22 protein-coding genes and 1 riboswitch are annotated in these 26,130 nt (G+C 46.7%); of the genes, 11 read left to right on the top strand and 11 right to left on the bottom strand.

Annotated elements, in window-relative coordinates:
• Positions 1 to 213: 213 nt before the first annotated feature.
• A riboswitch (cobalamin riboswitch) is annotated at positions 214 to 358 on the bottom strand.
• A gap of 304 nt (positions 359 to 662) precedes the next feature.
• The gene (locus tag IQ263_RS00735) at positions 663 to 1,937 is read left to right on the top strand and encodes an alpha/beta hydrolase (protein WP_194065695.1); all 1,275 of its coding nucleotides are present in this window, start codon (positions 663 to 665) and stop codon (positions 1,935 to 1,937) included.
• Between the two features lie 306 nt (positions 1,938 to 2,243).
• On the opposite strand, the gene IQ263_RS00730 is transcribed toward IQ263_RS00735, so the two are convergent.
• From IQ263_RS00730 to IQ263_RS00720, 3 genes are all read right to left on the bottom strand, one after another.
• A complete protein-coding gene (locus IQ263_RS00730; protein WP_194011858.1) occupies positions 2,244 to 2,471 on the bottom strand; it encodes a hypothetical protein in 228 nt (75 codons plus the stop codon).
• A gap of 53 nt (positions 2,472 to 2,524) precedes the next feature.
• Positions 2,525 to 4,045: a phosphomannomutase/phosphoglucomutase gene (locus IQ263_RS00725; RefSeq protein WP_194065694.1), complete on the bottom strand. Its 1,521-nt coding sequence runs from the start codon at positions 4,043 to 4,045 to the stop codon at positions 2,525 to 2,527.
• Between the two features lie 501 nt (positions 4,046 to 4,546).
• Entirely contained in the window at positions 4,547 to 5,452 is a 906-nt protein-coding gene (locus IQ263_RS00720) for a D-hexose-6-phosphate mutarotase (RefSeq protein ID WP_194065693.1), read from the bottom strand.
• A gap of 316 nt (positions 5,453 to 5,768) precedes the next feature.
• Between IQ263_RS00720 and IQ263_RS00715 the strand changes: the two genes are divergently transcribed.
• Both IQ263_RS00715 and panB read left to right on the top strand, forming a co-directional pair.
• Entirely contained in the window at positions 5,769 to 5,915 is a 147-nt protein-coding gene (locus IQ263_RS00715) for a hypothetical protein (RefSeq protein WP_194065692.1), read from the top strand.
• A 127-nt stretch (positions 5,916 to 6,042) separates the two neighbouring features.
• Entirely contained in the window at positions 6,043 to 6,819 is a 777-nt protein-coding gene (gene panB, locus IQ263_RS00710; protein ID WP_194065691.1) for a 3-methyl-2-oxobutanoate hydroxymethyltransferase, read from the top strand.
• 65 nt (positions 6,820 to 6,884) lie between these two features.
• Here panB and tatA read toward each other — a convergent pair whose 3' ends face one another.
• On the bottom strand, positions 6,885 to 7,187 hold the full coding sequence (gene tatA, locus IQ263_RS00705; RefSeq protein ID WP_304941025.1) for a twin-arginine translocase TatA/TatE family subunit: 303 nt from the start codon (positions 7,185 to 7,187) through the stop codon (positions 6,885 to 6,887).
• A gap of 44 nt (positions 7,188 to 7,231) precedes the next feature.
• Between tatA and IQ263_RS00700 the strand changes: the two genes are divergently transcribed.
• From IQ263_RS00700 to IQ263_RS00685, 4 genes are all read left to right on the top strand, one after another.
• On the top strand, positions 7,232 to 7,969 hold the full coding sequence (locus tag IQ263_RS00700) for a phycocyanobilin:ferredoxin oxidoreductase (protein ID WP_194065690.1): 738 nt from the start codon (positions 7,232 to 7,234) through the stop codon (positions 7,967 to 7,969).
• A 72-nt stretch (positions 7,970 to 8,041) separates the two neighbouring features.
• On the top strand, positions 8,042 to 9,682 hold the full coding sequence (locus IQ263_RS00695) for an HlyD family efflux transporter periplasmic adaptor subunit (protein ID WP_194065689.1): 1,641 nt from the start codon (positions 8,042 to 8,044) through the stop codon (positions 9,680 to 9,682).
• 103 nt (positions 9,683 to 9,785) lie between these two features.
• Positions 9,786 to 10,946 carry an ABC transporter permease DevC gene (gene devC / locus IQ263_RS00690; RefSeq protein ID WP_194065688.1) on the top strand — a complete coding sequence of 387 codons (1,161 nt, stop codon included), beginning with the start codon at positions 9,786 to 9,788 and terminating at the stop codon, positions 10,944 to 10,946.
• 335 nt (positions 10,947 to 11,281) lie between these two features.
• Complete coding sequence (locus IQ263_RS00685) at positions 11,282 to 12,004, top strand: DevA family ABC transporter ATP-binding protein (RefSeq protein ID WP_194065687.1); 723 nt, start codon at positions 11,282 to 11,284, stop codon at positions 12,002 to 12,004.
• 16 nt (positions 12,005 to 12,020) lie between these two features.
• Here the strand turns inward: IQ263_RS00685 and IQ263_RS00680 are convergent, their stop codons facing one another.
• Positions 12,021 to 12,932: a hypothetical protein gene (locus IQ263_RS00680; RefSeq protein ID WP_194065686.1), complete on the bottom strand. Its 912-nt coding sequence runs from the start codon at positions 12,930 to 12,932 to the stop codon at positions 12,021 to 12,023.
• 161 nt (positions 12,933 to 13,093) lie between these two features.
• Positions 13,094 to 13,492: a hypothetical protein gene (locus IQ263_RS00675; RefSeq protein WP_194065685.1), complete on the bottom strand. Its 399-nt coding sequence runs from the start codon at positions 13,490 to 13,492 to the stop codon at positions 13,094 to 13,096.
• Between IQ263_RS00675 and IQ263_RS00670 the strand changes: the two genes are divergently transcribed.
• Positions 13,472 to 15,550: a DNA polymerase III subunit gamma/tau gene (locus tag IQ263_RS00670; RefSeq protein WP_194065684.1), complete on the top strand. Its 2,079-nt coding sequence runs from the start codon at positions 13,472 to 13,474 to the stop codon at positions 15,548 to 15,550. The two genes, IQ263_RS00675 and IQ263_RS00670, sit on opposite strands and share 21 nt — an antisense overlap.
• Here IQ263_RS00670 and IQ263_RS00665 read toward each other — a convergent pair.
• From IQ263_RS00665 to tig, 4 genes are all read right to left on the bottom strand, one after another.
• Positions 15,537 to 16,310: a GNAT family N-acetyltransferase gene (locus IQ263_RS00665; RefSeq protein ID WP_194065683.1), complete on the bottom strand. Its 774-nt coding sequence runs from the start codon at positions 16,308 to 16,310 to the stop codon at positions 15,537 to 15,539. The genes IQ263_RS00670 and IQ263_RS00665 overlap by 14 nt on opposite strands.
• A gap of 26 nt (positions 16,311 to 16,336) precedes the next feature.
• A complete protein-coding gene (gene clpX, locus IQ263_RS00660; RefSeq protein WP_194065682.1) occupies positions 16,337 to 17,680 on the bottom strand; it encodes an ATP-dependent protease ATP-binding subunit ClpX in 1,344 nt (447 codons plus the stop codon).
• Between the two features lie 9 nt (positions 17,681 to 17,689).
• Positions 17,690 to 18,379: an ATP-dependent Clp endopeptidase proteolytic subunit ClpP gene (gene clpP / locus IQ263_RS00655; RefSeq protein WP_194010717.1), complete on the bottom strand. Its 690-nt coding sequence runs from the start codon at positions 18,377 to 18,379 to the stop codon at positions 17,690 to 17,692.
• A gap of 520 nt (positions 18,380 to 18,899) precedes the next feature.
• Entirely contained in the window at positions 18,900 to 20,324 is a 1,425-nt protein-coding gene (tig, locus tag IQ263_RS00650; RefSeq protein ID WP_194065681.1) for a trigger factor, read from the bottom strand.
• Positions 20,325 to 21,162: 838 nt separating this feature from the next.
• Here tig and IQ263_RS00645 point away from each other — a divergent pair.
• The 3 genes from IQ263_RS00645 to IQ263_RS00635 all read left to right on the top strand — a co-directional run bounded on the left by IQ263_RS00645 (position 21,163) and on the right by IQ263_RS00635 (position 25,637).
• The gene (locus IQ263_RS00645; RefSeq protein ID WP_194065680.1) at positions 21,163 to 22,206 is read left to right on the top strand and encodes an aspartate-semialdehyde dehydrogenase; all 1,044 of its coding nucleotides are present in this window, start codon (positions 21,163 to 21,165) and stop codon (positions 22,204 to 22,206) included.
• Positions 22,207 to 22,535: 329 nt separating this feature from the next.
• Positions 22,536 to 23,429: a 4-hydroxy-tetrahydrodipicolinate synthase gene (gene dapA, locus IQ263_RS00640; protein ID WP_194065679.1), complete on the top strand. Its 894-nt coding sequence runs from the start codon at positions 22,536 to 22,538 to the stop codon at positions 23,427 to 23,429.
• Between the two features lie 315 nt (positions 23,430 to 23,744).
• Positions 23,745 to 25,637, top strand: coding sequence for a ribonuclease J (locus IQ263_RS00635; protein ID WP_194065678.1), 1,893 nt, complete (start codon positions 23,745 to 23,747; stop codon positions 25,635 to 25,637).
• Between the two features lie 132 nt (positions 25,638 to 25,769).
• Here the strand turns inward: IQ263_RS00635 and IQ263_RS00630 are convergent, their stop codons facing one another.
• Positions 25,770 to 26,045, bottom strand: coding sequence for a MoaD/ThiS family protein (locus IQ263_RS00630; RefSeq protein WP_194065677.1), 276 nt, complete (start codon positions 26,043 to 26,045; stop codon positions 25,770 to 25,772).
• Positions 26,046 to 26,130: the final 85 nt, after the last annotated feature.

The following is a 26,130-nucleotide window of genomic DNA, read 5'->3' as shown; positions in this document are numbered from 1 at the left end:
ATCAATATCTTTCTCATTCCATAGAGCGATTTTTACCCCAACAATCGGTTTTTTGCCGCGTACTTTTATCCTACCGGGCACTAAAATTTAGCAGAAAATTCAAGCTCTGGTGATTCACTGCGCTGCAAGTAAATCTTCAAGGCCCCAATTTTTTATAGGGCGATCGATTAAATAATACTGAATTAACCATCATCTATGCCTCGCAGACGAAAAAGAACAGGTTTGCGATCGGCGGGTCTTCTGACTGAGAGATTCTATCATCTCATCACAGTTGCGGGACAGCAGCGGATTTGCACCGAATTTTCCCCGTTTCTTCCAACGCTGGTTTGTTGTTGGAACCGATTTTTGTACATACATGATGTTATCACAATTTTGGCTTGTTTGCATCAAAAACTGTGAAATAAGTAGAAAGGCGTAAATATTTGTAGTTGGGATGAGGCAGGAGTCAGGAGACAGAATGCAGGAGGGATTGGGGTTTTAGCCTCATTTATCTTTCTTAACACAGTTGTGTTTTTCCCCACCGACTTACTTATGTCAGCAATCTCACAAATTGCGGCACCCGAACGCATTACTATGGTTTGGTGGTGGCAGGGGCGATCGTATCACCAATCAAAACCGCCCGATTAATTTAAGCTGATTAAAAATTAGGTTGCGAAAATCCGATGCTCCCCAAGAATAACGGCAAAAAGTTACGATTATTGACAGGGTTCTTAGTCTCGCGATTTATTCGTTGGTTCGCCAGCGCGATCGGGCTATTTCTCAGTCTCTGGATCGTCGTACCAGCACCCACGCTGTTTTTGTACCCTTTGGCGGTGGGTGCACCAGAAATTAGTCCTTGGTTGGTGGGCCTAAATACGATCGCCCTTTTGCTGAATCTGCTCAAACGACATCGAGGCAAAGTCTACATTACTTTACTAATTTGTAACCTGTTCGCCCTCATTCTGAGCCTGCTTCCGCTGATGCAACTAACAGCAACGAACGCAGCGATAGCTACCGAAATGCCAGCAGTTTTAGGCAAAAACTATTTAGCCACCGTTCCTCAAACCCTGCGCGCGCAGCTACGCCCTCAACCGTTTATCCTAGCAGATGCGTTCCGGGGAATTCCCATGAGAGACATCAGGAGCGATCGGGATATTGTATTTGCTAACCCTGACGGAGTTTCACTGAAACTCAACCTTTACAGGCCGATGCAAATTGGCAAATATCCGGCGATAATCATGCTTTACGGAGGAGCTTGGCAAAGAGGTAATCCCGATTACAATGAAGAATTCAACCGCTACATGGCCGCGCGAGGTTATTGTGTTGTAGCAATTGATTACCGCCACGCTCCCAAATATAAGTTTCCGGCTCAGCTTGAAGACGTGCAAGCCGCTCTTTCCTACATCAAAACTCATGCCGGTGATTGGGAAATCGATCTTGATAAAATTGCTTTGATGGGAAGGTCTGCAGGGGCCCATTTAGCAATGCTAACTACTTACGGTTCCAGCGCGCTTCCCATTAGAGCAGTGGTGAATTATTACGGCCCCAATAACCTGATTGGGGGATACAATGACCCACCTTTTCCTGATGCGATCGATGTTCGAGCCGTCTTGCGTGCCTTTCTCGGAGGAACGCCAGAGGAACTCAAGGAACTTTACCGTCAGGCTTCTCCCATCAATTATATTAAAACAAATCTTCCCCCTTCTCTACTGGTTTATGGAGGTCGCGACCATATCGTACAGGCTAAGTTTGGGCGATCGCTCTACGAACGATTGCGCGCCACAGGAAATCGTGCTATTTTGCTCGAAATTCCTTGGGCAGAACACGCCTTTGATGCAGTTTTTAATGGGCCTAGCAATCAATTAGCTTTGTATTACACAGAACGTTTTTTAGCTTGGGCTTTGAAGTCTCCCGATTACCAATTCATCCCACTTCCCAAAACCAATGCAGCTCTATAAATCAAAAGGTTTCATACCCTGTCCCATCGATTAACCGATCTAACAAAGGTTCGTAGTACGGAATGCGAGTCCGCTCATTTGTTGCGGACACTGACTGACGCACGCGCGATCCAATCGATCGGTCAATCTACCGGGGACGATATTAAACAGAGGACTTTCGCGCCCACTACAAACCATAAATGCAAAGCAGAGTTGCTTTATTCGTAAACTCTCATTAAATAATCTGCCTTACCTCCGCAATTGACCGAACAACCAAAGATTTACGCAAGAAGTTTATTGAGAATTTTTCGAGTTCCAACCCCGGATTTATAGAGATTCAAAAGTAGCGGTAAAGCCATCCAAAGTCAAGCATTCTTCCATAAAGTCCTCTACATCATTGACATTTTCAAGTTTATATTCCATGATGCGTTCACCGTCGCCTTTCATCTTTTTGGAAGAAAGAGGCGTGGCCGGATATTTTTCTGCGATCGCCTTAAAAGCTTTGGAATGGGTTTCCCAGCTTGCTGCAGAACAATTAATAATTAAAAGCCACATTATCGAATTCCTCCTAGGATTTGGTTTAGTAATAATCCCAATTAAAATTGGGTTTACAAAGCAGATAAATCTAGCGATTCTGTTGTTAGGAAAAAAGCTAAAAGCCGAGCAACTATGAGAGCGACACCACCATCAACATTAGACTCAACATTCAAAACCATCACCGGATCGTGCAAGGATAAGCGTAACAAAAACCAGCCGGATTCGCTAGCTGATGTGCAAGAAATTCGCACGCCTTCGTAGTTATTGGGAACAATTTTCCAGTCGGCTTGCGTTGAAGTAAAATCTTGCAGTTTGTCGATGACAGCCTCTCCCAGAACTTTGAAATCATCCACATTAATTTTAATCCGAAATTCTGCACTTTCTGCGGGTTCTTGTAAATTAGCAATTAAATCTGGTAACGATTGATTGGCTAGCTTGGATTTAGCCAATTCAATCAATAATTTGCTCACCAAGTAAGCGCCATCATCCAGAAAATAATTTTCTTTCAAAGCTCCGTGGCCAGAGGTTTCAATCGCCAGCCACGATTCCTGTCCGGCTTGATTCAGGCGAACCGACTCGTCAATCACATTTTTGTAGCCGCGTTTAAAGCGATGGTGAATCCCTTTTAAATCCTGTTCGATGAATTGCGTTAAACCATCGGAGGTGATAGAATCGGTGACAATGGTAGAGCCTGGGTGTTCTTGTAAGATTATCGCAGAAATCAAAGCAATTAAGCGATTGCGATTGAGTTCCTTGCCAACTCCATCGACGGCCGCACTGCGATCGACATCAGTATCAAAAATAATCCCAAAATCAGCATGATTTTCAATTACCGCTTGACAAATTGACTGCATTGCCTGTTTATCTTCGGGATTGGGTACATGATTGGGGAAAGTACCATCTGGTTCTAAAAATTGACTGCCGGTAGTGTCTGCACCTAAAGGTTTTAAGACTTTATCGACATAAAATCCGCCCGCACCATTCCCCGCATCCACAACAATTTTTAACCCTGTCAGCGGTTGCTCAAAGTTATCGGGATGATTGACGGATTCCCGAATTTGTTTGACAAATTGGTTGGCATAAACAGAGATAAAATTATGCTTAGTAATGTTACCTGTCGCTGCGGCTGGCTGAAAATGATTGCTTTGGGCTAGTGTTAAAATATCGGTAATATCTTTTTTTTGTAACCCACCGTTGGCGGTGAAAAACTTTAAGCCGTTGCGATTAAAAGGTAAATGGCTAGCAGTGAGCATAATCGCGCCGTCGCAATCAAAACCGGGGGTTACGGTACTCATAAACATGGCGGGGGTTGATGCCATTTCAAAGTCGTATACTGTGGCACCAACTGAGGCGATTCCCTCCATGACTGCTTGCATTAAAGTTGGGCCAGATAGGCGGCTGTCGCGCCCGATCGCAATTATCAATTCTGCAGCGGGTTTGTGGACTTTTTCCACCAGCCAACTGACAAAAGACTGACCTAAAATTGTGACAATTTCCGGGGTGAGGTTGACTTTTTCATTGGGAACCCCTTCGAGGGCGATACCGCGAATGTCTGAGCCATTTTGAAGTTTTGTCCAGTTGAAATTTTGCATAATTATTGATGGTAATTAGTTATTAGTCATTAGTCATTAGTCATTAGTCATTAGTCATTAGTCATTAGTCATTAGTCATTGGTCATTGGTCATTAGTTAACAGTTAACAGTTAACAGTCAACAGTCCTTAGTCATTTTAGCCTGAGCGAAGTCGAAGGCTAGTCATCAGGAATAACGAAGAAGGAAGAAGACATAAACAGATGCAGACGGCGGTTGAAATCTATCCCCTAGAAACCATGTCTGTGCTAAACAAACTAAAAAATAAAGAAGGGAGAAATCAGGGATTCGATATGATTGTGCCTTGCGGTAACATAACTTTTCAATAGACCTCTTATATCATGTCCGGTCGATTAGCACAACAATCTTATTGTTCTTAATCGACCGGACACGACATTACAAAAATCTACAACTATCTTGAAATTATGTGCGTTAATCTGCCTTGGATCTGCAGTTGCTCTATCAATCAAAAACTCGTGCAACAGCTTATTAATCTCTCATTGTTTAATCGCGCTCAACACTGTAAATTGCTTGCAAGCAGAACTCACCATGCGCGGGGACTTCCACAATATCTGTAGCCGCATTGGTCGTTTCTACGCAGATTAAGCGCTGATAATCTGCATCGTCGAGGTCGGCCATGTTTGCAGAAATTGTCACCCAGGGATTCCACACAACGGCGGATTTGCTGCCAGAGGATTGAATGCGAATCCGACGATTTAGGGCGGCATCGTCAATTACTATTTGATTGGTGACATCGAGATAAATGCGATCGACCTCACCGACTGCTACAACTGCACCTACTTGAGTTTTTTCTACACCACCATCAACTTTATCAAGATACTGGCTATTTTCTAAACCCAAAACCTGCACGCGGTTGATGTCGCCGACTTGGAAGTAGGTGTGCAAAGCTTGGGTGAGGGGAAATGCTTTGTCGCCCAGATTGCGGGTGATTAATTCTACAGTGAGGCTGGTGCCAACGGTAATGGCGATCGCCAGTTCAAAGGCTTGAGGCCAAATTTCTCTTGTTTCCTCGGTATCCTGAAGTCCTAGAGTGACTTTGGTTGCGCCCTCTGGGGTGGTGGCGGTTGCTACCACATTCCACAGGCGATTCCGCACAAACCCGTGGCTGGGGCGGCCCAAGTCTTCGGGATCTGGGCCAAACCAGGGCCAACAAATGGGTATACCGCCTTTGATGGCTTTTCCTTCGGCGTAGTAAGCTTTTTCGCTCAAAAACATCACGTCTGCGGTTTCGGTGGCTGGTTGGAAGGAGAGCACTTGGCCAGCATACACAGAAATCACGGCTTTGGCTTGGCCGTTGTCGATGTGAATCATCGGGAAACCACCGTTTCCGCTAGCGAAGGTGAGGTTGTCTGCAATGCCGTAGTCTGTGTTTAATTGGTCAATACTCATGCTGTTTACCTGGTTGGTTGCTTCACCATTATCCGATAAGCTGTCGCGCATTTGAATTGCATATTTAGGGCTGGCTCTCCTGCCCAACCCCTACTCCCCACTCATTGTTTTATTTTTTTTGGATATACAGTTTATATGCCGCAACAGCTTATTGTGGTTGCTAGATTTTACGATATTCTTGAGTCAGGAATTTATTGGCAAACTATACAGCAAGTCTGAATCAGTTGTACAAAAGCATTATATTTTTTTAAGTTGGGATTATTGAAAAGCTCAAAGTTAAAGAAAATCTGAAATAATTGTTTAACTATCGAGAATTTTGTATAAAGGATCTGGGCGATGGGATTTGCAGCAGCGTCCGGTAAATTCCGGGGAAGTTCGATCGCGCTTGAGGCAGATTTATGCTAGTTTTTTTGCTAAAAAACCTTCCATTGATATTATTCAATTTGGCGGTGCGCGAGTGTAAATAATTTCCCAGTCGAGTTTTAAAGCTTTCCAGGCCGCTCGCTACAGATGCAATAATAATTTCGATGGTAATGTTCTATTTGATATCATAAGTAATAGTCTGAACGAATTTTATATTTTTGCAATAAATGGCAGTAACTACACACCAACTTATTCAGTGGAAACAGCAAGGGCGTGCAATTGTCGCGCTGACAGGTTATGATTGTGCGATAGCCCAACTACTCGACCAAGCCGGCGCAGACATCATCTTAGTCGGAGATTCCCTAGCAATGACAGTATTGGGCTACGAAACAACACTGCCCCTAACTCTCGATGAAATGCTGCACCACGCTAAAGCAGTGCGTCGCGGAGTCAAACAAGCATTAATTGTGGTCGATTTGCCGTTTTTGACTTACCAGGAAAGTCCGCAGCAAGCGATGCACTCGGCGGGGAGAGTTTTGAAAGAAACTGGCGCTCAAGCTGTCAAATTGGAGGGCGGATATCCAGCAATGGCGACTACTGTTTCGCAGCTAACATCCGCCGGAATTCCGGTGATGGGACACGTCGGTTTAACTCCGCAGTCGGTACACCAATTAGGCTACAAAAAACAAGGCAAAACAGCGGAATCTGCCGATCGCATCATAGCAGAGTCGATCGCACTGGAAGAAGCCGGGGTTTTTGCGATCGTCCTCGAACACATTCCCCCAGATTTAGCCGCTCAAATTACCCAAAAATTAACTGTTCCCACCATTGGCATCGGGGCCGGGCCGCACTGCGACGGACAAGTTTTAGTTACTTCCGATTTGTTGGGACTTTCGGAAAAACAACCGCCTTTTGCCAAAGCTTACACTAATTTGCGAGAAACAATTACTCAAGCTGTCAAAGATTATTCCCTAGAAGTTAGAGAGGGCAAATTTCCGCCATAGGTTTTTTGCATCGGAATGCAAGTCCCAAAAAAATCAGGAGTGAAGTTTTCTCGATTGAACCTAATTTAGATTTTCGGTGGGCCTTCTTCCTCCTTCTCCTTCTCTTTCTCCTTCTCCTTCTCGTCTAGAGCCGATTCATCATCACCTAGACCGACCCCTTCCTTAAAACTCCGCAGCGTTTTACCCAAAGCATTTCCCAACTCAGGAATTTTTTTAGGGCCAAAAATTAGAATAGCGACTACCGCAATAATGCCCATTTCGGGCAATCCCAGACCAAACATACAGTCATCTCCTCTAAAACTTGCTCGATCGCAAGTCAATCTGCTGGTATCCTTAAAAGTATCTACCTTTTTTCCTGCATCCTGCAACCGTAGAATCAAGTTTTATTAAGCGATCGCCCGATAAATTAGGAATGTTAGAAATCTCCCAGCCTTCCCTGCGCGAGCAACAGCACTACCTCATCCGCGAACTAGCACAACGGATGGAAGCAGTATGGCACCGCTATCTCGACCTCGAACCCTACCACCTCCCCGCTGAGTTGGGATATATAGAAGGGCGCTTGGAGGGAGAAAAACTGATCGTGGAAAACCGCTGCTATCAAACTCCGCAGTTCCGCAAAATACATCTCGAACTCGCTAAAGTCGGGCCGGTGCTGGATATTCTGCACTGCGTGATGTTTCCCAGACCGAATTACGCTTTGCCAATGTTCGGTACCGATATCGTAGCAGGCAAAGGCAAAATTAGCGCGGCGATCGCAGACCTTTCTCCCCTCAATCAGAGCCGCACTTTGTCGGAAGCCTACCGAACCCAACTGCAAACTTTGCCGGTCAACCAATTTTCCTGTCCCCGCCAAATTCCTGACTGGGGAGATATTTTCTCAGAATTTTGCCTGTTTGTCCGGCCCGATTCACCGGAAGAAGAAACCAGATTTCTGGACATAGTTGAATCCTACGTTGAAATTCACTGCCAACTCGCAGTTGCAGCAGAACCAGTCTCTGCGGCCGAAGCATCGAAAATTCTCGACGCTCAAATTTACTACTGCACCCAGCAGCAGCAAAACGACAAAACCCGCCGCGTCCTAGAAAAAGCTTTCGGTCAAGATTGGGCAGAAAATTACATGACTCAGGTGCTTTTTGATTTCCCTAAATAGCTGAAATCAGTTTACAATACTTAACAATAGGTGTGAAAAAACTTAATCAAGAAATCACCTATGTGATAAGTCATGGGAAAGGAATCGCGGGTCAAGGATAAGTCATTTTTAAAACCCCCAGGGCGAGGAGTCATCGGTTTAGCGACCGCCGCTACTGTCATGATCGCAGGAGTCGGTTTTTGGCAAGTATCTCAAATTAAAAAAGCCGAAGAGTTAAAGGCGGCTGCAACGGCGGCTGCAACTCCAGCCTCCACTCGCAGCAGCGTGACAGCTTTGGGTAGGTTGACTCCCCAGGGGGAAGTGATCAAATTGTCCGCCCCTTCAGCGTCGGAGGGAGCGAGAATTGAAGAGTTGCGGGTGGAAGAGGGCGATCGCGTCAGTCAAGGACAAATCATAGCAGTTCTCGATACGCGCGATCGGCTGCAAGCCATCCTCCAACAAGCCGACAAAGAAGTTCAAGTCAAACAAGCAGAATTAGCCAAAATTCAAGCAGGCGCAAAAACCGGGGAAATCGTCGCCCAAAAAGCCGAAGTTTCCAAGTCAGAAGTTCAACGTCAAAGAGAAACTGAAGGCGAAGCAGCCAATGTCGCCCGCCTAGAAGCTCAACTGCAAAGAGAAACCGAAGCCGAACAAGCAAACGTAGCCAAATTTGAAGCTCAACTGCAAAGAGAAACCGAAGCCGAACAAGCCAATCTTGCCAAATTTGAAGCGCAACTGCAAAGAGAAACTCAAGCGCAGCAAGCCAAACTCGCGAGGCTGGAAGCTCAATTGCGCGGCGAAATTGCCTCTCAAAACGCTACAGTCGATCGACTAAAAGCCGAATTAACCAACGCCGAAGCCGAGGAACAACGCAACAAAGAACTCTCCGAAACAGGCGCAATTTCCGCTTCCACCTACGACACCAAACGCTTAACAGTAGCTACAGCCAAACAAAAAGTTAGAGAAGCACAAGCGATATTAGAAAAAACCGTCGCAACTGTGCAACAGGAAATAATTGAAACTCAAGCTACCCTCAAACAAACATTAGAAACAGGCCAACAAGAAATCAACCAATCCCGCGCCAATCTTAAACGCAAATTAGAAACAGGAAGACAAGAAATCAACCAAGCTAGAGCCACTTTAAATCAAAAGATAGAAACAGGCCGAGAACAAATCAATCAAGCCGAAGCAATGCTGAAACAAAAATCAGAAACCGGCGAAGCACAAATCAATCAAGCCAGAGCAAATCTCGACCAAATATCCGAAGTCCGTTCCGAAGACGTACAAGCCGCCCAAGCCGCAGTCGAAAGTGCGATCGCCACCAAACAAAAAGCCCAAGTAGACTTAAACTTAAGCTACGTCAAAGCACCCGTATCCGGTTCCATCCTCAAAGTTAACACCAGACAAGGAGAACGCATCAACACCCAAGACGGCATCGTAGAACTAGGCCGCACCGATCAAATGTACGCCATAGCCGAAGTTTACGAAACCGACATCGCCAAAGTCCGAAACGGCCAGCGCGCTACCATCACCAGCCCCGTATTTGTCGGCAATTTAGAAGGAACAGTCACTCGAATCGGCAAACAAATCGGCAAAAAAGATGTCCTCAATACTGACCCCGCCGCCGACACCGACGCGAGAGTTATCGAAGTCAGAATTCGCCTAGACCCCGAATCGAGCAAGAAAGTTGCATCGCTCACAAACTTGCAGGTTCAAGTTAAAATAGACATCTAAGATTTGGAATTGTTGACTGTTAACCGTTAACTACTGCTTTCCTGCCAACTGCTTTCCTGCCAACTGCTTTCCTGCCAACTGCCTTCTTCCCCCTTCCTTCATTATGGCAAAAATACCCTTAGCTTGGGCACAGTTAACCCGCGAAAAAATGCGCTTAGTCATCGCGCTAGCAGGCATTGGATTTGCCGACTTGCTGATGTTTATGCAGTTCGGATTTAGAGACGCGCTGTTTGAAAGTTCCGTCAGCTTCCATTCACAGTTACAAGGAGATATTTTCATCACCAGCAGCCAATCTACGGCTTTAATAGCCATGAAAAGCTTCCCCCAGCGGCGCTTGTATCAAGCTTTGAGTTTTAACAGCGTTACAGCAATCAGCCCGGTATATCTAGGCTTTGGCTTGTGGAAAAATCCCGCTCCCAACCAGAGCAATACCCGCCAATTGATGGTCATCGGTTTTGACCCCGCTCATCCGATTTTTGATATGCCCGAAATCCAAAATAATTTGGACAAAATTAAGATGTCGGATGTGGTCTTATTTGACCGAGCTTCCCGCCCGGAATTCGGGCCAGTAGCTGAATATTTCGATGGGGGAAAAACTGTTGAAACTGAAGTTGACAACCGCCGCGTTAAGGTAGAGGGTTTATTTACTTTAGGGGCATCTTTCGGTGCAGATGGAAATATTGTTACTACCGATTTGAACTTTCTGCGAATTTTTGCGACGCGGAGAACAAAAGGTTTAATTGATATTGGTATTGTTTACTTGCAACCGGGAACGGATGTTAAGGCTGTTGTGGAAAAAATGAGGGCAACTTTGCCGTCAGATGTGCGGATTGATTCTAAAGAAGAGTTTGTGGCTTTTGAGAAAAAGTATTGGGAAGAAGGCACGGCAATCGGATTTATTTTCACTCTCGGCGCGGCAATGGGATTTATCGTCGGGATAGTGATTGTTTACCAAATTCTTTATACTGATGTTAACGATCACTTGCCGGAATACGCTACGCTAAAGGCGATGGGATATAAGGATTTTTACTTTTTGGGGGTGGTTTTTCAAGAGGCTTTAATATTAGCAATTCTTGGCTATTTGCCTGGGTTTGGGGTTTCTGTGGTGCTGTACAATTTAGGGAGAAGTGCTACGAGTTTGCCGATGTACATGACGGTGGGGAAGGCTGTAACTGTGTTTGTAATGACAGTTGTGATGTGTTGTCTATCGGGGGCGATCGCAGTTAGAAAGTTGCAGGCTGCAGACCCGGCGGATATTTTTTAAATTTGTTATTGGTTATTGGTTATTGGTTATTGGTTATTGGTTATTGGTTATTAGTGATTGGTTATTGATAGCTTTGCCGATCGAACGCTATGCTGTAAGAGAGCATCCCTCTCGATCGCACTCTTCCTCGGTTCTGCGCTATGACCCAAAGCTTCAACCCCACAGCGTTACCTCGACGCCGATGTTGAAAGCCAACGCGCCGATGCTGAACGAGAACAAAAAGAGCGATTGGCTGCTTATTTGCGATCGCAGGGAGTCGAGCCCGATCTCATTTGAGCCTTGTCTGATTATTTTGAACCTTAGGGGTTGATTTCATTAAATAATACCAATTAATTATGAACGCTACACCAGTTGTTTCCATTAAAAATCTCAATCATTCCTTCGGCGAAGGACAACTTCGCAAACAGACATTATTTGACATCAACCTCGAAATTTATCCGGGCGAAATCGTGCTGATGACCGGGCCTTCCGGGTCTGGCAAAACAACGTTGTTAACCTTGATTGGAGCTTTGCGATCGATCCAAGAAGGCAGTCTCAAAATTCTCGACCAAGAATTGCGGGGAACCAAGAAAAATAAATTAGTTCAACTCCGCCGCGACATCGGTTATATTTTCCAAGCTCACAATTTGCTCAAATGCTTGACAGCAAGGCAAAACGTGCAAATGTCTCTGGAACTGCACAGCCATCTTTCTAGCCAAGAAACTCACGATAAAATAGAGCGAATGCTGGAAGCTGTAGGGTTGGGAGAAAGAATAGAATATTACCCGGACAGTCTTTCTGGCGGACAAAAACAAAGAGTTGCGATCGCCCGCGCATTAGTCAGTCAACCAAAATTAATATTAGCCGACGAACCCACCGCAGCCCTAGACAGCAAATCTGGTAGAGATGTGGTAGAAATCATGCGAAGTTTAGCCAAAGAACAGCACAGTACAATATTGCTCGTCACCCACGACAACCGGATTTTAGACATAGCCGATCGCATTATTCACATGGAAGACGGCTACCTCGCACAAGACACCGCCACCAACACCGCCACCGCTCCTATTGCCAGCAAATAAACTTAATTAAATCCGCTTATTTGCGGGAAGCAGGGCGCTTCGCCCCAGTTTTACTAGAACTTTTAGATGCAGTTTTACTTGGAATCTTGGTAACACCTTTTGTTCCTTTTGAACTTTTAACAGAGGCAACTTGACTTGGAAGATCGTTCGCAAGTCTGCCCGCAGCAGCTCTCGTAGTCCTAAAGCTAACATTCACCCCTTCGTTTGACTGTTCCAGCACCAACATCGGCGTTGGCTTGGCTTTTTGATCCCACTCAATGTGAACAATGCGACCTTGAATTGTTGGCTGCCAACTGTCGTGATCGTCGGAAGGACTCAGGTAAGTTTCCAAACAATCAATAATTTGATTAATTGTCGCCGATGTTGCCTGAGTCGGCAGTTTCATCAGCTTAATTTGAATCCGAAACAGCACTCGCTTTTCTATTTTTACTGCCGGATCGCCAGTTTCGTATTCGATATCAAACGTCGAATCCACTTGTCTGCCGCTGCCTGCACTTCCGTTTTTATCTCCGACAGCACCCTGAGTCGGACGCAGGGCAATACTAATTTTGTCTTTGACTTTTACCTTAATTTTGTTCACAATGGCAAAGTGAAAAACCTCTTCCGCCATCCGCATTCTCAGGTAGTCTAAATTAAAGTCTCGCGAGTGGATGAGGTCGGGATTTTTTTCCATCTTTGTCAAGGTTTCCAGAGCCATTTTGTATTTTTTCTGGAGTTCTCGATTTCTAAACTCTTCAAATTTGAGCTTCTTGCTCAAATCTTTGAGTTTTAGCTTGGTAAACACCGCTAAACCGATAAGCAATAACAACAGTGCCCCGGATGCTCCCATCAAGAGTTGATCGGAGGCTAAACCTGCAGGTTTAGCCTGTTTGGGCTTGGGAGAGGCTACTGCCAACCTTGATTCTACAAGGATTATTTTGGTTGACATGGGCTTTTAAAGGGTAAAATTTGGCACTATATTTCTACAGGACTCCAGAGTAGAGCTGGCAGTGCAACTCGATCGACTAACATCGATCTCTTTCTATCACTATCTGTCTACAACCGGATTTCTACAACTCGAACAGGCACCCTCTAATTAATACTCTATCTTTAACTGCAAGCTGGTTCCCGAAATATCGCAAAATCGCGATCGGCCAATGGGAAAAAGAAATGGCGGATTCTCTGTGTTATATTATACCAGTACAGTTCAAAAATAAGTAGGTTCGGCGGGCTCTGCTTCTCAGAAAAGAACAGCAAACACACATAAATTAATAGTAACTCTGAGAGCGATTGCCCAAAACAATTCTGCCAAACAACCGATCGCCCGGAGATCGTCCGGGTACAGGCCAGGAGGGTGCTAATTGCTACGCGCTCCCTCGCTCCCGTCGCCTGGTATAGCGAGTGATTTGGTTGGAGACGATCGCTAACGGTGCGATCGAACAACGTGTCCTTAGCTAAGATTACAGCTAATACCACCAATATTCGATCGTGACCTACGAACCCCTCCATCACAAATATCGCCCTCAGACATTTGCCGAATTAGTCGGCCAAGAGGCGATCGCCCAAACCCTAACCAGCGCCATCCTACAACAGCGCATAGCACCAGCATATCTATTCACAGGCCCCAGAGGCACCGGCAAAACCTCCAGCGCCAGAATTTTCGCCAAATCCCTCAACTGTATTTCTACCGGCGCGCCCACCCCAACTCCCTGCGGCAAATGCAACGTTTGCCAAGAAATTGCCAGAGGTTCCACACTAGATGTCATCGAAATCGACGCCGCCAGCAACACCGGAGTAGATAACATCCGAGACTTGATCGAACGAGCCCAATTTGCCCCCGTCCAGTGCCGCTACAAAGTATATGTAATCGACGAAGTTCATATGCTGAGTACCCAGGCATTTAATGCCTTATTAAAAACCCTAGAAGAACCGCCCGATCGCGTCGTATTCGTCCTCGCCACAACCGACCCCCAAAGAGTCCTGCCCACCATCATCTCACGCTGCCAAAAATTCGACTTCCGCCGGATTCCCCTCGACTCAATGACCGCCCACCTGCACAAAATCGCCCAATTAGAAAACATCAACATTGCCAGCGAAGCAGTACAAATGGTTGCTCAAATCGCCCAAGGAGGACTGCGAGATGCCGAAAGTTTGCTCGACCAACTCAGCTTATTTCCCGACCAAATAACAATCGAAAAAGTTTGGGATTTAGTCGGTGCAGTCCCCGAAAACGACTTAATGGAACTGCTGCAAGCAATTGAAAAAGATCGCCCTACAGCATTAATAGACATGACCCGCCACCTCATGGATCGCGGTCGGGAACCGCTAATAGTGCTGCAAAGTCTCGCCAGCTTTTACCGAGATTTGCTAATAGCCAAAACAGCACCCAAACGCTCAGATTTAGTCGCTTTAACAGCCGCCACTTGGGAAAAACTTTGCGATGTTGCTCGCAACTGGGATACCCAGTTAATTTTAGCAAGTCAGAAACAATTGCAAACCCAGGAAGTGCAAATTAAAAACAGCACTCAGCCGCGATTGTGGCTGGAAGTAACCCTCTTGGGATTATTGCCCTCAGCAATTAGAACTCAGCAGCAACAAACAGCAGAACCAGCTAGAAATATTGCTCAATCCCAAATTCACCCCTCTCAACCTAGGGCTGGCCAGGGGGCATCGCCCCTACAATCGGGGGGGAATCAGACATCTCATATTGAACAATCTTCAGTTCCCAATTCGCAAAATTCTCCGCCTCAGTCGCCGCCTGTGGCTAATAGAATAGAAAGCACACCTCCTGCTGCAATTCCCGCACCTGTACCAACTCCTGAAACGAATCAAACAAATTATGCCTCGACTAATTCAGCCGATGAAATTGATTTAGATAGAGTGTGGGGACAGGTACTCGATCGCGTGCGCCCTCCCGGCACTCAATCGCTACTCCGCCAACACGGACAGCTAGTAATTTTTAGCAATGATAGTGCTTATGTTAAGATTAGTTCCCAGCCGTTACTCAAGATGGTCAAAGACAAAGTAGCTAATCTTGAAGAAGCTTTTGTGCAAATTTTTAACCGTCGAGTAACAGTAAAAGTGGGCTTGACAAATCCCGCTGAAACTAATAGTTCCAGCATCAAGGATTTGCCAGCTTCTAACGGACTGGTTGCTGAAAAATTGAGGAATTCTCATCCGGCGGGCGATGGGAAGCAACAGATGCAGAATTCGGCGGGTTCTGAAGTTCCAGATAATCTTTATAGGGATGAAGGAGAAGAGCAAAAACGCTCTTGGGAGGCTGAAAATACCGCCGCCAAACTGCCAAATATTTCTGAACCTCTGCGGGATAAAAACCACATTACAGACTCTCAGAATGACTCTAAAGCTCAGGCTGTAGCGGTGCGAGATGACGCGCGAGATGTGGCAAATTTAGCTAGGGAGTGGGCTCATATATTTGAGGGGGAAGTAGTCGATTTGTCGGATGATTTAGAGATTTGGGAGTCGGAAACTTTTAGATTGGAATCTGAACCGGATTTTCCTGAGTTATCTGCTGAGGTTGATGGGGATGATTTTATGGGTTGGTAATCAAATTGGGCGGGAGGGAAATGTGCAAGATTTCGCCGATCGCACAAAATCCAGCGCGGGTGTAAACTCGAAATTCCTCCTCGTGTCCTGCCATCAAAAACCCCACCGCAACACCCGCGTCGAAAGCCTCTCGCAGCAGCCGCGCCGTCAAAGCCCCTGCGATGCCCCGCCGCCGAAAAGAAGGGCGGACACCGATACCTGCGATTTCTGTCGTTTGATTTTCCGGTACGGTACAGACTCCAGCCCCCGCAGGTTCCCCCGTTGCTGCTACGCGGGCGAGTACCGCAATGCTGCCCGCCGCGATACTTTTGCGAAGACTGTCAACGTCTTCAGGGCTTGGTGCAACTTCGCCGTAAGCCTCGTGTTGCGCCGCCACAGTACCGAGGAGCTCAGCGTCGGAAACTGGCAAAATTAGCTCAATTTCTGGGGGGATGGGAAGCAATTTCTCCGAGCCCGGAGTACAAATCATCAGCGGCAAGCGTCCCTCAACAGTGAAACCAGCCGAGATCAGGGCTTCTTCGACAGCAGGCGCTAGTTTCGAGACATACTCCAAACGCGGCTTTCGCCCGCGCCAAGAGTACGCAGCGATTAGGGCGTTGACATCGGCGAGGGAAGGTGCTGCGCCGTCGTCGGGAATGGCATAGTTCAGATAAGGGTTAGCGCTGTGGGGGCTGAAGGTAGCGAGGAAGGGCCCGATCCGCTCGGTGTCGCGCTGCTGGCTGGCGGCAAAGCGCAGGTATAGTTGAATGCGAGATTCCATAAGCGGCTGTGCTGAAAACCTTGCTTTTAGGCTGACTCCGGTTTTGGTAGCGAAGACGGAAGTACCAAGAGCTCGGCGGTCGATCGCTTCTCAACCATTTCCTTAGTAATCGTACACCGCGTCACATCCTTGCGCGACGGCAACTCGTACATCACATCCAACATCAATTCTTCGACAATTCCCCTGAGCGCCCGCGCTCCAGTTTTGCGGCGGTAGGCTTCCTGGGCGATCGCCCGAATCGCATCCGGCTTAAAGTCCAACTGCACATTATCCATTTTTAGCAGCTTTTGATACTGCTTAACCAAAGCATTGCGAGGCTCAGTCAAAATCGCCATCAGCGTTTCCTCATCCAGCGGATCTAACACCGCCGCCACCGGCACCCGCCCGATAAACTCAGGAATCATCCCAAATTTGACCAAATCGTCTGGTTCCAGTTGCCTGAGCACATCAGCGGCCCGTTTTTCCTTCGGCACAGCTTCTCCCGGCTGAATAAAACCCATTGACTTTTTACCCGTTCTCTGCTCGATCACCTTGTCGAGACCGACAAAAGCGCCGCCGCAAATAAACATGATATTGCTGGTATCAATTTGGATGCAGTCTTGGTAGGGATGCTTGCGGCCGCCTTGGGGAGGTACATTGGCGATCGTCCCCTCAAGCATTTTCAGTAGCGCCTGCTGCACCCCTTCTCCAGAGACATCCCGCGTAATCGAAGGATTTTCGCTCTTCCGGGCAATTTTGTCAATTTCATCAATATAAATAATTCCGCGCTGCGCCTCTTCCACATCCATATCTGCCACCTGCAGCAGCCGCAGCAAAATATTTTCCACATCTTCCCCGACATAGCCGGCTTCCGTCAGAGTCGTCGCGTCAGCCACCGCAAACGGCACGTCCAGCATATCCGCCAAAGTCTGAGCCAGGAGAGTTTTGCCGCAGCCCGTCGGCCCGATTAACAAAATATTTGATTTTTGCAGTTCTACTTCTTCCGGCGGGTGCTTGCCGCTATTTTTGGCATGGATAAAACTCAGTCGCTTGTAGTGGTTGTAAACCGCCACCGAGAGCACCTTTTTCGCCTCTTCTTGACCGATCGCATTTTCGTCGAGATAATTTTTAATTTCCCTCGGCTTGGGAATTTGGCTCATCGACATACTTTTGCCCGAGGTAGCGCGGCGTTTTTGGGTTGTTTCCTGCTTCGGAACCGCCGCCGCCGCCGGCACTGCACTCGAATCAAACAACTCCTCATCTAAAATTTCATTGCACAAGTCAACGCATTCGTCACAGATATACACCCCAGGGCCTGCGATCAACTTGCGTACCTGCTCTTGAGACTTGCCACAAAACGAACATTTTAGATGGGAGTCGTACTTAGACATAACAGCCTCTTATTTCAGTGCAGTGACATTTTCTCCCGCCGTCGGAAGATTTTCCTTTTCGATAACTCTATCGACCAATCCGTAATCTTTAGCTTCCTCGGCCGACATAAAAAAGTCGCGCTCAGTATCAGCCTCCAACTTTTCTAGGGATTGACCCGTGTGGTGCGCTAAAAGTTGATTCAGCTTACGCTTATGATAAAGGATTTCTTTAGCTTGAATCTCAATATCAACTGCCTGACCTTGAGCGCCTCCAAGCGGTTGGTGAATCATAATCCGGGAACTCGGAAGAGACATCCGCTTCCCGTGGGCTCCCGCTGTCAGCAGAAATGCGCCCATACTCGCGGCCAAGCCGTAACAAATCGTCACCACATCCGGGCGGATTTGCTGCATTGTGTCATAAATTGCCATACCCGCCGTCACCGAGCCGCCGGGGGAATTTATGTACATTTGGACATCTTTTTCTGGATCTTCGGCATCTAGATACAATAGCTGAGCTACGATCGAGTCAGCCACTTCATCGGTTACGGGAGTTCCTAAAAACACGATTCGCTCCCGCAGCAAGCGCGAGTAAATGTCAAATGCCCGCTCGCCCATCCCCGACTGTTCTAGTACCATCGGCACTACATTGCTGGGACTAGAGCTGACATCAAAATCGTTATAGCTTGTAATTAGGTAATTGGAAGATTGAGATACAACCATAAGACACCAGTCAAGGATACTAGACAATTTGCTGCTGATGAAAGCTTGAAATTAAGCCGTCAGCTTTTAACTATTATGCCTTTTCTGAACCGACATGGGGGGAATCGGGAGTTTTGAGTTGGCAAATTGCTTTCATCCGCGAAGCGCAACGCTGAGGCGACTTCCCACGACTGCGGGGTGAATGAGTTGAAATACTTACCGATCGATCGTCGCTGTTTCTAGTTTCTCGTTTTTAGTGCGCGCCCCGAGCTTGTATAGAACTTAGCAACAGAAACCCGGTTTCAAAGAAACATCAGCCTTGGGCCATGAGGCATCTACACTGCTGGAGGCGCGAGCGTTCAGAAACCGGGTTTTTTTTACCAACAGCTTTCGTTGCAGGCTGCCGATTCGGTAAAAACCCGGTTTTTTGGCGATCGAATGCGTCAGTTACCTACATAGAAACCGGGTTTCTAGCCCCCTGCGGGTAAGTTCGCTGCACCCTAGGCTGGTAGTTTTTGGCAATGCCAAAAAGTAGAAGGTTTTACTCTTGGCCTACGACTTCCACATCAACAACGCTAGTGGCTGCTTCTTCTCCAGAAACTTCAGCGTCTTCTGCTTCTGATTCTTCGTCTAGAGCAGGATTTAGAGAGCCTTCAGGTACGAGTTCGATCGTACCTTTTTCCTCCAACCATTTCAGAGTTTTTTGTTTGAGCAAGTCTTCTCCTACAAATTCCCGCAACTTTTCAGGGTCAAAATTTCCTTTAGGAAACTGCTTTCTGACTTTTGCGACTTCTGCTGCTACTTCCGAGTCTTCCACAGACAAGGATTCGAGCTTGGCTACTTCTGCCAGAGCTAGAGACTGCTTCAGCTTCTCTATTGCTTCCGGGCGCGAGCGTTCCCGCATCGGCCCCATATTTTCTTCGGTAAACAGTTGGTTGATATCTATGCCGTAATTTTTCAATTGCAGCGCTTGTTGGTTCAGCAAATAATCGATTTCGCGATCGACCATTGTTTCGGGAATTTCCACTTCAATTAGCTGCACAAGTGCTGCTGATATGGCTTTTTCCTTATTAGCTGATAACTTGTTTTCTTGGTCTGCTTTAAACCGAGTTTCTAGGGATGCGCGCAGTTCGGCTAAAGTTTCAAACTCGCTAACTTCTTGAGCGAAGTCGTCGTCCAACTCCGGCAATTCTTTTTCCTTAAGTTCTTTCAGAGTAATCGTAAAAACTGCTGGTTTTCCGGCTAATTCTTCACTGCTGTACTCGTCTGGAAACTGCACGGAAACTTCTCTTGTTTCTCCGGGATTCATCCCGATCATGCCTTGGATAAAACCAGGTACAAACTGATCTTCCGACAGTTCTACTTGAAAGTCTTCTGCACCGCCACCGGGAATTTCTGCGGGTGTTTCGCCTTCTGGTGCTTCGGCAAATCTACCGGCGAAGTCAACCAAAGCCACGTCTCCCAACTGAGCGGGCCGGCCTTCTACGGGGATTAAAGTTGCTTTGTCCGATCGATATTTGGCCAGTACCTCATCCACCTGAGCTTCATCGTACTTAACTTCTTCTGCTTGAAGCTGCAAGCCGGTGTACTGATTCATTTTCACTTCTGGTTGTACGTCAACCTTAGCCGAAAAAGTCAGAGGCTGTTCTGGATCGAACTTTTCTAGTAATTCTTCAAACTCGGTACGCAGTTCAAAACTGCCAATTGCCTGAATTTTTTCTTGTTCGAGAGCTTTTTGGAGCGAGTCGTTAATCAAATTTTCCAAAGCCGTCGCCTTCAAACGAGTCTGGCCCAGGCGCTGCAGCAAAATTTGGCGGGGAACTTTGCCTTTGCGGAACCCAGGAATATTCACTTCGCGAGCGAATTGTTTAATTACCTGCTCGTAAGCTTGTTTGGATTTTTCTGATGGAATTTCGATTTCCAGACCAATTTGGCTGGCTGGAAGTTTTTCCTGGGTTACTTTCATCGGCTTTTTTTGATATTAAACAATAGTTATCGAGAAAGGCAGAGGGCAGGAGGCAGGAGGCAGGAGGAATACTGATTTCTACCCTCTGCCTGTGACAGCAGTTCGGTTTTAAGACCCCACCAAATTTTAATTGGGTGGCTTTTATTCAAAAGGGGATTGATACCCCTGCTGAATAAGATTTTCTGCCTTCTGCCTTCTGCCTCCTGCCTCCTTCAAAAAATACATACAAATTTGACTTTGCCTGCATTTTAAGTTTCTACGCTTTCCATAGCTGTACAGCTACAAACACCTCTACCGGATGAGACTGTAAGTCGTTTCCGGCTACTTTTTTGGATCTTACCAAATAGCTTTAGTTTGAGGATACTAGCTTTTGCTGCTAGAAATGTGGAGGTCAAATCCACCAATCGCCGATGCACAATAGCACAAATCGCCCTCTGATGTCAATGTGGCCGGGACGAGCGGCGCTGCTATCAAAGGATGCGCTTGCTAAAATGCAGGTAGCTCCCAAAAGCTAAGCGGATGCGAATGGGACGCGATCGCGAGGCGAAAGATGCTAAACTGGGATTGAGTGCGATCGACGGCTGCGGTTAACTGCGGCTCTACCACCGGCTCGCGCCCTGATGTCGCATAAAATAAATTAATTTTGATAAGCTATTGTAAATTTAAATTGTATATTTCCAGAACAGCTTAAAAATCCTCTCCCCCTCGGACTCTGGGACTCTGGGACTCTCTCCCCCTGATTCGCCATACACAATCTCTCAGGCGCAACAGCTTGTGGTGCCGTTATTTAAATTTTTGATTTCGATCGTAGAAACTATAATTTGTGGAGGAAACTAATTTGTCTCAATCCTACCGAGTTGCCATATTAGGAGCCACCGGCGCAGTCGGTGCCGAGTTGCTAGAACTCCTGTACAGCAGGAAATTTCCGATTTCTGAATTGAAGCTGTTAGCTTCGGAGCGTTCCGCGGGCACAAAAGTGCCCTTTGGCGGCGAGATGCTGACGGTCGAAGCAGTTTCGGAGCGATCGTTCGATAATGTGGATCTAGTACTCGCCTCCGCAGGCGGTTCTACTTCTAAACTATGGGCTCCGAAAGCCGTGGCCGCTGGGGCAGTGGTCATCGACAATTCCAGCGCTTTCCGCATGGATGCGACGGTACCGCTAGTGGTTCCCGAAGTCAATCCCCAAGCGGTGGCAGCTCACCGAGGTATAATTGCTAATCCCAACTGCACGACGATTTTGATGGCAGTTGCCGTTTGGCCACTTCACAAAGTTAGGCCTGTGAAGCGCATAGTTGTAGCGACTTACCAGTCTGCTAGCGGCGCGGGAGCCAGAGCCATGGAGGAAACGAAAGCTCAAGCCAGAGCAATTTTGGCTGGGGAAACTCCCAAAACTGAGATATTTCCTTACCCCTTAGCTTTTAATTTGTTTCCGCACAATACGCCGATTAACGATTTGGGGTATTGTGAGGAAGAGATGAAAATGCTAAACGAAACTCGGAAGATATTCGGTACGGACGAAATTAAAATTACTGCAACTTGCGTGCGGGTTCCCGTACTCCGCGCCCATTCCGAAGCGATTAATCTAGAGTTTGCAGAGCCTTTTAGTCCGATCGAGGCCAGGGAAATCTTAAAGGGGGCGATCGGGGTTAAGCTGGTAGAAGACTGGCAAGCTAATTATTTCCCGATGCCTGTAGAAGCCAGTGGTAAGGATGAGGTGTTAGTCGGCAGGATTCGCCAAGATATTTCTCACCCCTGCGGGTTGGAGATGTGGCTGAGCGGCGATCAAATTCGCAAAGGGGCGGCTTTAAATGCGGTGCAGATAGCTGAGTTGCTAGCAGAAAAAGATTTGTTGCGAATCAAAGCAGCGGCTGCTTATAATTAAGGTGGACTCGACCCAAAAAAACGGATAGAAGCCTCCTACTTAAGTTTAAGTAGTGTCGTAAAAAACCCAAAATTTTAGGATCGAGTTAAGCTCCCAGATAAATCTGCTGCAAGTAAATCTAAAATCAAAAACTTGCCCGAAGAGCGACTTGTGAGCCAGCGTAGCCGAAGCAAGTCGAAAAATTTCAAACTTGTAGGCTCGCGAAGCCGAAGTATCTAAAATCGACTGAAGCTGGCAATTTGGCAAGAGAAATGGCGATTTTAGATAAACCTTCGATCTAAAATCAAAAAGTTAAAATCAAAAATCAACAGTCTAAAATCGGAGAAAGTGTGGTAAAGTTTGGACGGGTTCTGACTGCAATGATTACGCCGTTTAAGGAAGACGGCAGCGTTAACTATGCAGTAGCAGAACGGTTGGCAGTTCATTTAGCCGATCGCGGTACGGACAGCTTGGTAGTGTGCGGAACTACAGGCGAGTCTCCCACTATGAGCTGGGATGAAGAGTACGAATTATTTCAGGTGGTGCAAAAGGCAGTCTCTGGTAAAGCTTTGGTAATAGCAGGAGCCGGATCGAATTCTACTTCAGAAGCAGTCGCAGCTACGAAAAAAGCAGCTAAACTCGGATTGGACGGGTGCTTGCAGGTGGTTCCTTATTACAACAAGCCGCCGCAAGAAGGTTTGTACAATCATTTTCGGACGATCGCGCAATCTGCTCCAGAATTGCCTATAATGTTATATAACATCCCCGGTCGCACAGGCCAAAATATGTTGCCGGAAACAGTAGCTCGACTGGCCCAAATACCCAACATTGTGGCCGTAAAAGAAGCAAGTGGCAACTTGGATCAAGCCAGCCAAATTCGACGCTTGACACCACCTGAATTTGCCATCTATGCTGGAGATGATTCCCTAACCTTGCCGATGTTGGCTGTAGGAGGATCTGGTGTAGTTAGCGTAGCCAGCCATCTGGTAGGAGAGCAACTGCAACAGATGATCGAAGCTTTTGAGACCGGTCAAGTTCAAGTCGCTACCCAGATTCACTTGCAACTTTTTGACTTGTTTAAAGCTCTCTTTCTCACCACAAATCCCATTCCCGTCAAAGCAGCTCTCAAACTTCAAGGCTGGGATGTAGGTTCCACCCGTCCGCCCCTGTGCGATCCGCCCGTTGAGGTAACTAAAAAGTTAAAGGACGTACTGGATAAGCTAGCAGCAGTATCTACTAGCTAGATAGGCGAGAACGAGTTTTCAGACAACTGAATATTAGTTGTAATGAGTCATTAGTCATTAGTCCTCAGTCATTAGTCATTAACTTTTGGTAAGTAGCTAATAGTGAAGGATTAAATACTGAGAATTAAAGATTGAAGGCGGAAGACAACTGACTGTACGGGAGAGTAAAACCCGTAGGGGAATTTTTCACAAATATCTTGGAAAAAATCGCCCCCATCAACGAACAGCAGACGACAAAAAACAGTAGAAAACAGACAACAGTCAACAGTCAACAGTTAACAGTTAACAGTCAAAAATAACTAACAAAGGATACGCATGATCAAAAATACAACTGCATCGGCTCTAAAAGTGATTCCCCTCGGCGGGCTGCACGAAATTGGCAAAAACACTTGCGTGTTCGAGTACGGTGACGAAATAATTCTTTTAGATGCAGGTTTAGCATTCCCGACAGATGGAATGCACGGTGTAAATATTGTCCTCCCAGACATGACTTACCTGCGGGAAAACAGCCACAAAATTAAAGGTATGATCGTGACTCACGGTCACGAAGACCACATCGGCGGCATCCCTTATCACCTCAAAGAATTTGAAATTCCCGTCATTTACGGCCCGCGTTTGGCGATGGCTTTGCTAGCCGGAAAATTGGAAGAAGCGGGAGTATCTCACCGCACAGAATTAAGGACTGTTAGACCGCGGGATACGGTGAGAATTGGCAAGAATTTCTTAGTCGAATACATCCGCAACACTCACTCAATGGCCGACAGCTTTACGGTGGCGATTCACACTCCAGTCGGAATTATCATCCACACCGGAGACTTTAAAATTGACCACACTCCTGTAGACGGCGAACATTTCGATTTGCAAAAGCTGGCGGAATACGGCGAGAGAGGCGTGCTGTGCTTGATCAGCGATTCTACTAACTCGGAAGTTCCCGGTTTTACCGCTTCAGAACGTTCTGTAGCTCCGAATTTAGATAGAATTATCGCTCAAGCAACGGGACGGGTACTGCTGACGACTTTTGCTTCATCGGTACACCGATTGCAAATTGTTTTAGAATTGGCTAAGAAAAACAATCGGTTTGTGGGAGTGGTAGGTCGATCGATGTTGAACGTCATCGCTCACTGCCGCAATCTCGGCTACATTAAATGCGAAGACAGTCTGTTCAAACCGCTCAGAGAAATCCGCAATTTGCCTGAAGACAAAATTTTGATTTTGACTACAGGTTCCCAAGGCGAACCGATGGCGGCGATGACTCGGATTGCTAACGGCGAACATCACGAACTGAAAATCAGAAAAGGCGATACAGTGATTTTCTCAGCTAATCCGATTCCGGGAAATACGATCGCAGTGGTAAACACGATCGACAAACTGATGATGCTGGGAGCAAACGTAGTTTACGGGCGCGACAAAGGCATTCACGTTTCCGGGCACGGGTGTCAGGAAGATCAAAAGTTAATGATCAACATGACCCGTCCCAAGTTCTTCTTGCCGGTACACGGAGAACACCGGATGCTGATTCAGCACTCCAAGACAGCTCAAAGCATGGGCATTCCCGCGAGCAATATGGTGATTATTGACAACGGCGATGTCGTAGAACTAACAGAAAATTCGATCCGAGTTGCTGGTACAGTACCTTCAGGAATTGAATTAGTAGACTCTTCTCGATCGGGCGTTGTCAAAGCAAACGTCCTCAAAGAACGTCAGCAGTTAGCCGGAGATGGCGCGGTAACAGTAGCTGCGGCGTTGAATGCAGAAGGCAAATTAGTTGCTAAGCCAGAAATACACTTGAAAGGTGTAGTCACATCAGCCGATCGCGCACTATTACAACAGTCGATCGCTCAAACGATAGACACAGTTTTGAGCGATCGCTGGTCAGAATTCGTCACGCCTTCTGCAACTACCGAATCAGGAGTTGACGTAGACTGGGCAGGAGTGCAAACGCAAATAGAACGAGCAATTGCACGAGTGCTGCGCCGGGAACTTCAAAGCAATCCCATGCTAGTATTCCTGATGCAAATTCCCGAAGGAGCATCATTTGTGCGACGGGAACCAGCAGAAGTAACACCAGGTTCTCTAGAAGCACCCAAACTATTAGGTTCATCACCGACATCAGCACCAACGCCGCCGCCAGCGCCAGTTCCTGTGAATAAAGTAACAGGTCGTCGTCGCCCCCGGACTGCAGCCAAGGTCGCTTCCACCGTCTCCTAGAATTAACAATCCCTGGTAAAGCCAGGGATTTATTTTTCAACCGCAGACGAACGTAAAAAAACGCAGATAGTAGTTAATTCTTCTATCTGCGTCCATTTGTGTTAATCTGCCAGCATCTGCCTTGGCAAAACATCAACCACCAGCAACTGCTGGAACAATACTCACTTCATCGCCATCTTGGAGAGCAGTTTGTGAACCGTCCAAAAAGCGGATATCTTCGCTATTGACGTAGAAATTCAAAAACCTGCGGGGTTCTCCCTTTTCATCGCACAAGCTTTTTTTGATACCGGGACAATTTGATTCGAGGGATTCAATCAACTCAGAAATATTCTCGCCGCCGCATTCGATAGTGGCTTGATTGTTGGTGAATTTTTGCAGCGGAGTGGGAATTAAAACTTTAACACTCATTTTTTTAGTCCTTAGTAAGTAGTAAGTAGTCAGTAGTCAGTAGCCCGCAGTCAGTAGTCCTTAGTAAGTAGTCAGTAGTCCTTAG

The organism is Tychonema sp. LEGE 06208 (assembly GCF_015207505.1).
Taxonomy (GTDB): Bacteria; Cyanobacteriota; Cyanobacteriia; order Cyanobacteriales; family Microcoleaceae; genus Microcoleus.
Note: the sequence above shows the minus strand (reverse complement) of the source record. Positions and strands in the feature narration are given on the sequence as shown.

Excerpts from the sequence above, each read along its gene's own strand:
- IQ263_RS00735 (WP_194065695.1), top strand. The coding sequence starts at position 663 with ATGCTCCCCAAGAATAACGGCAAAAAGTTACGATTATTGACAGGGTTC.
- IQ263_RS00730 (WP_194011858.1), bottom strand. The coding sequence starts at position 2,471 with ATGTGGCTTTTAATTATTAATTGTTCTGCAGCAAGCTGGGAAACCCAT.
- IQ263_RS00725 (WP_194065694.1), bottom strand. The coding sequence starts at position 4,045 with ATGCAAAATTTCAACTGGACAAAACTTCAAAATGGCTCAGACATTCGC.
- IQ263_RS00720 (WP_194065693.1), bottom strand. The coding sequence starts at position 5,452 with ATGAGTATTGACCAATTAAACACAGACTACGGCATTGCAGACAACCTC.
- panB (WP_194065691.1), top strand. The coding sequence starts at position 6,043 with ATGGCAGTAACTACACACCAACTTATTCAGTGGAAACAGCAAGGGCGT.
- IQ263_RS00700 (WP_194065690.1), top strand. The coding sequence starts at position 7,232 with ATGTTAGAAATCTCCCAGCCTTCCCTGCGCGAGCAACAGCACTACCTC.
- IQ263_RS00695 (WP_194065689.1), top strand. The coding sequence starts at position 8,042 with ATGGGAAAGGAATCGCGGGTCAAGGATAAGTCATTTTTAAAACCCCCA.
- devC (WP_194065688.1), top strand. The coding sequence starts at position 9,786 with ATGGCAAAAATACCCTTAGCTTGGGCACAGTTAACCCGCGAAAAAATG.
- IQ263_RS00685 (WP_194065687.1), top strand. The coding sequence starts at position 11,282 with ATGAACGCTACACCAGTTGTTTCCATTAAAAATCTCAATCATTCCTTC.
- IQ263_RS00680 (WP_194065686.1), bottom strand. The coding sequence starts at position 12,932 with ATGTCAACCAAAATAATCCTTGTAGAATCAAGGTTGGCAGTAGCCTCT.
- IQ263_RS00675 (WP_194065685.1), bottom strand. The coding sequence starts at position 13,492 with ATGGAGGGGTTCGTAGGTCACGATCGAATATTGGTGGTATTAGCTGTA.
- IQ263_RS00665 (WP_194065683.1), bottom strand. The coding sequence starts at position 16,310 with ATGGAATCTCGCATTCAACTATACCTGCGCTTTGCCGCCAGCCAGCAG.
- clpX (WP_194065682.1), bottom strand. The coding sequence starts at position 17,680 with ATGTCTAAGTACGACTCCCATCTAAAATGTTCGTTTTGTGGCAAGTCT.
- clpP (WP_194010717.1), bottom strand. The coding sequence starts at position 18,379 with ATGGTTGTATCTCAATCTTCCAATTACCTAATTACAAGCTATAACGAT.
- tig (WP_194065681.1), bottom strand. The coding sequence starts at position 20,324 with ATGAAAGTAACCCAGGAAAAACTTCCAGCCAGCCAAATTGGTCTGGAA.
- IQ263_RS00635 (WP_194065678.1), top strand. The coding sequence starts at position 23,745 with ATGATCAAAAATACAACTGCATCGGCTCTAAAAGTGATTCCCCTCGGC.
- IQ263_RS00630 (WP_194065677.1), bottom strand. The coding sequence starts at position 26,045 with ATGAGTGTTAAAGTTTTAATTCCCACTCCGCTGCAAAAATTCACCAAC.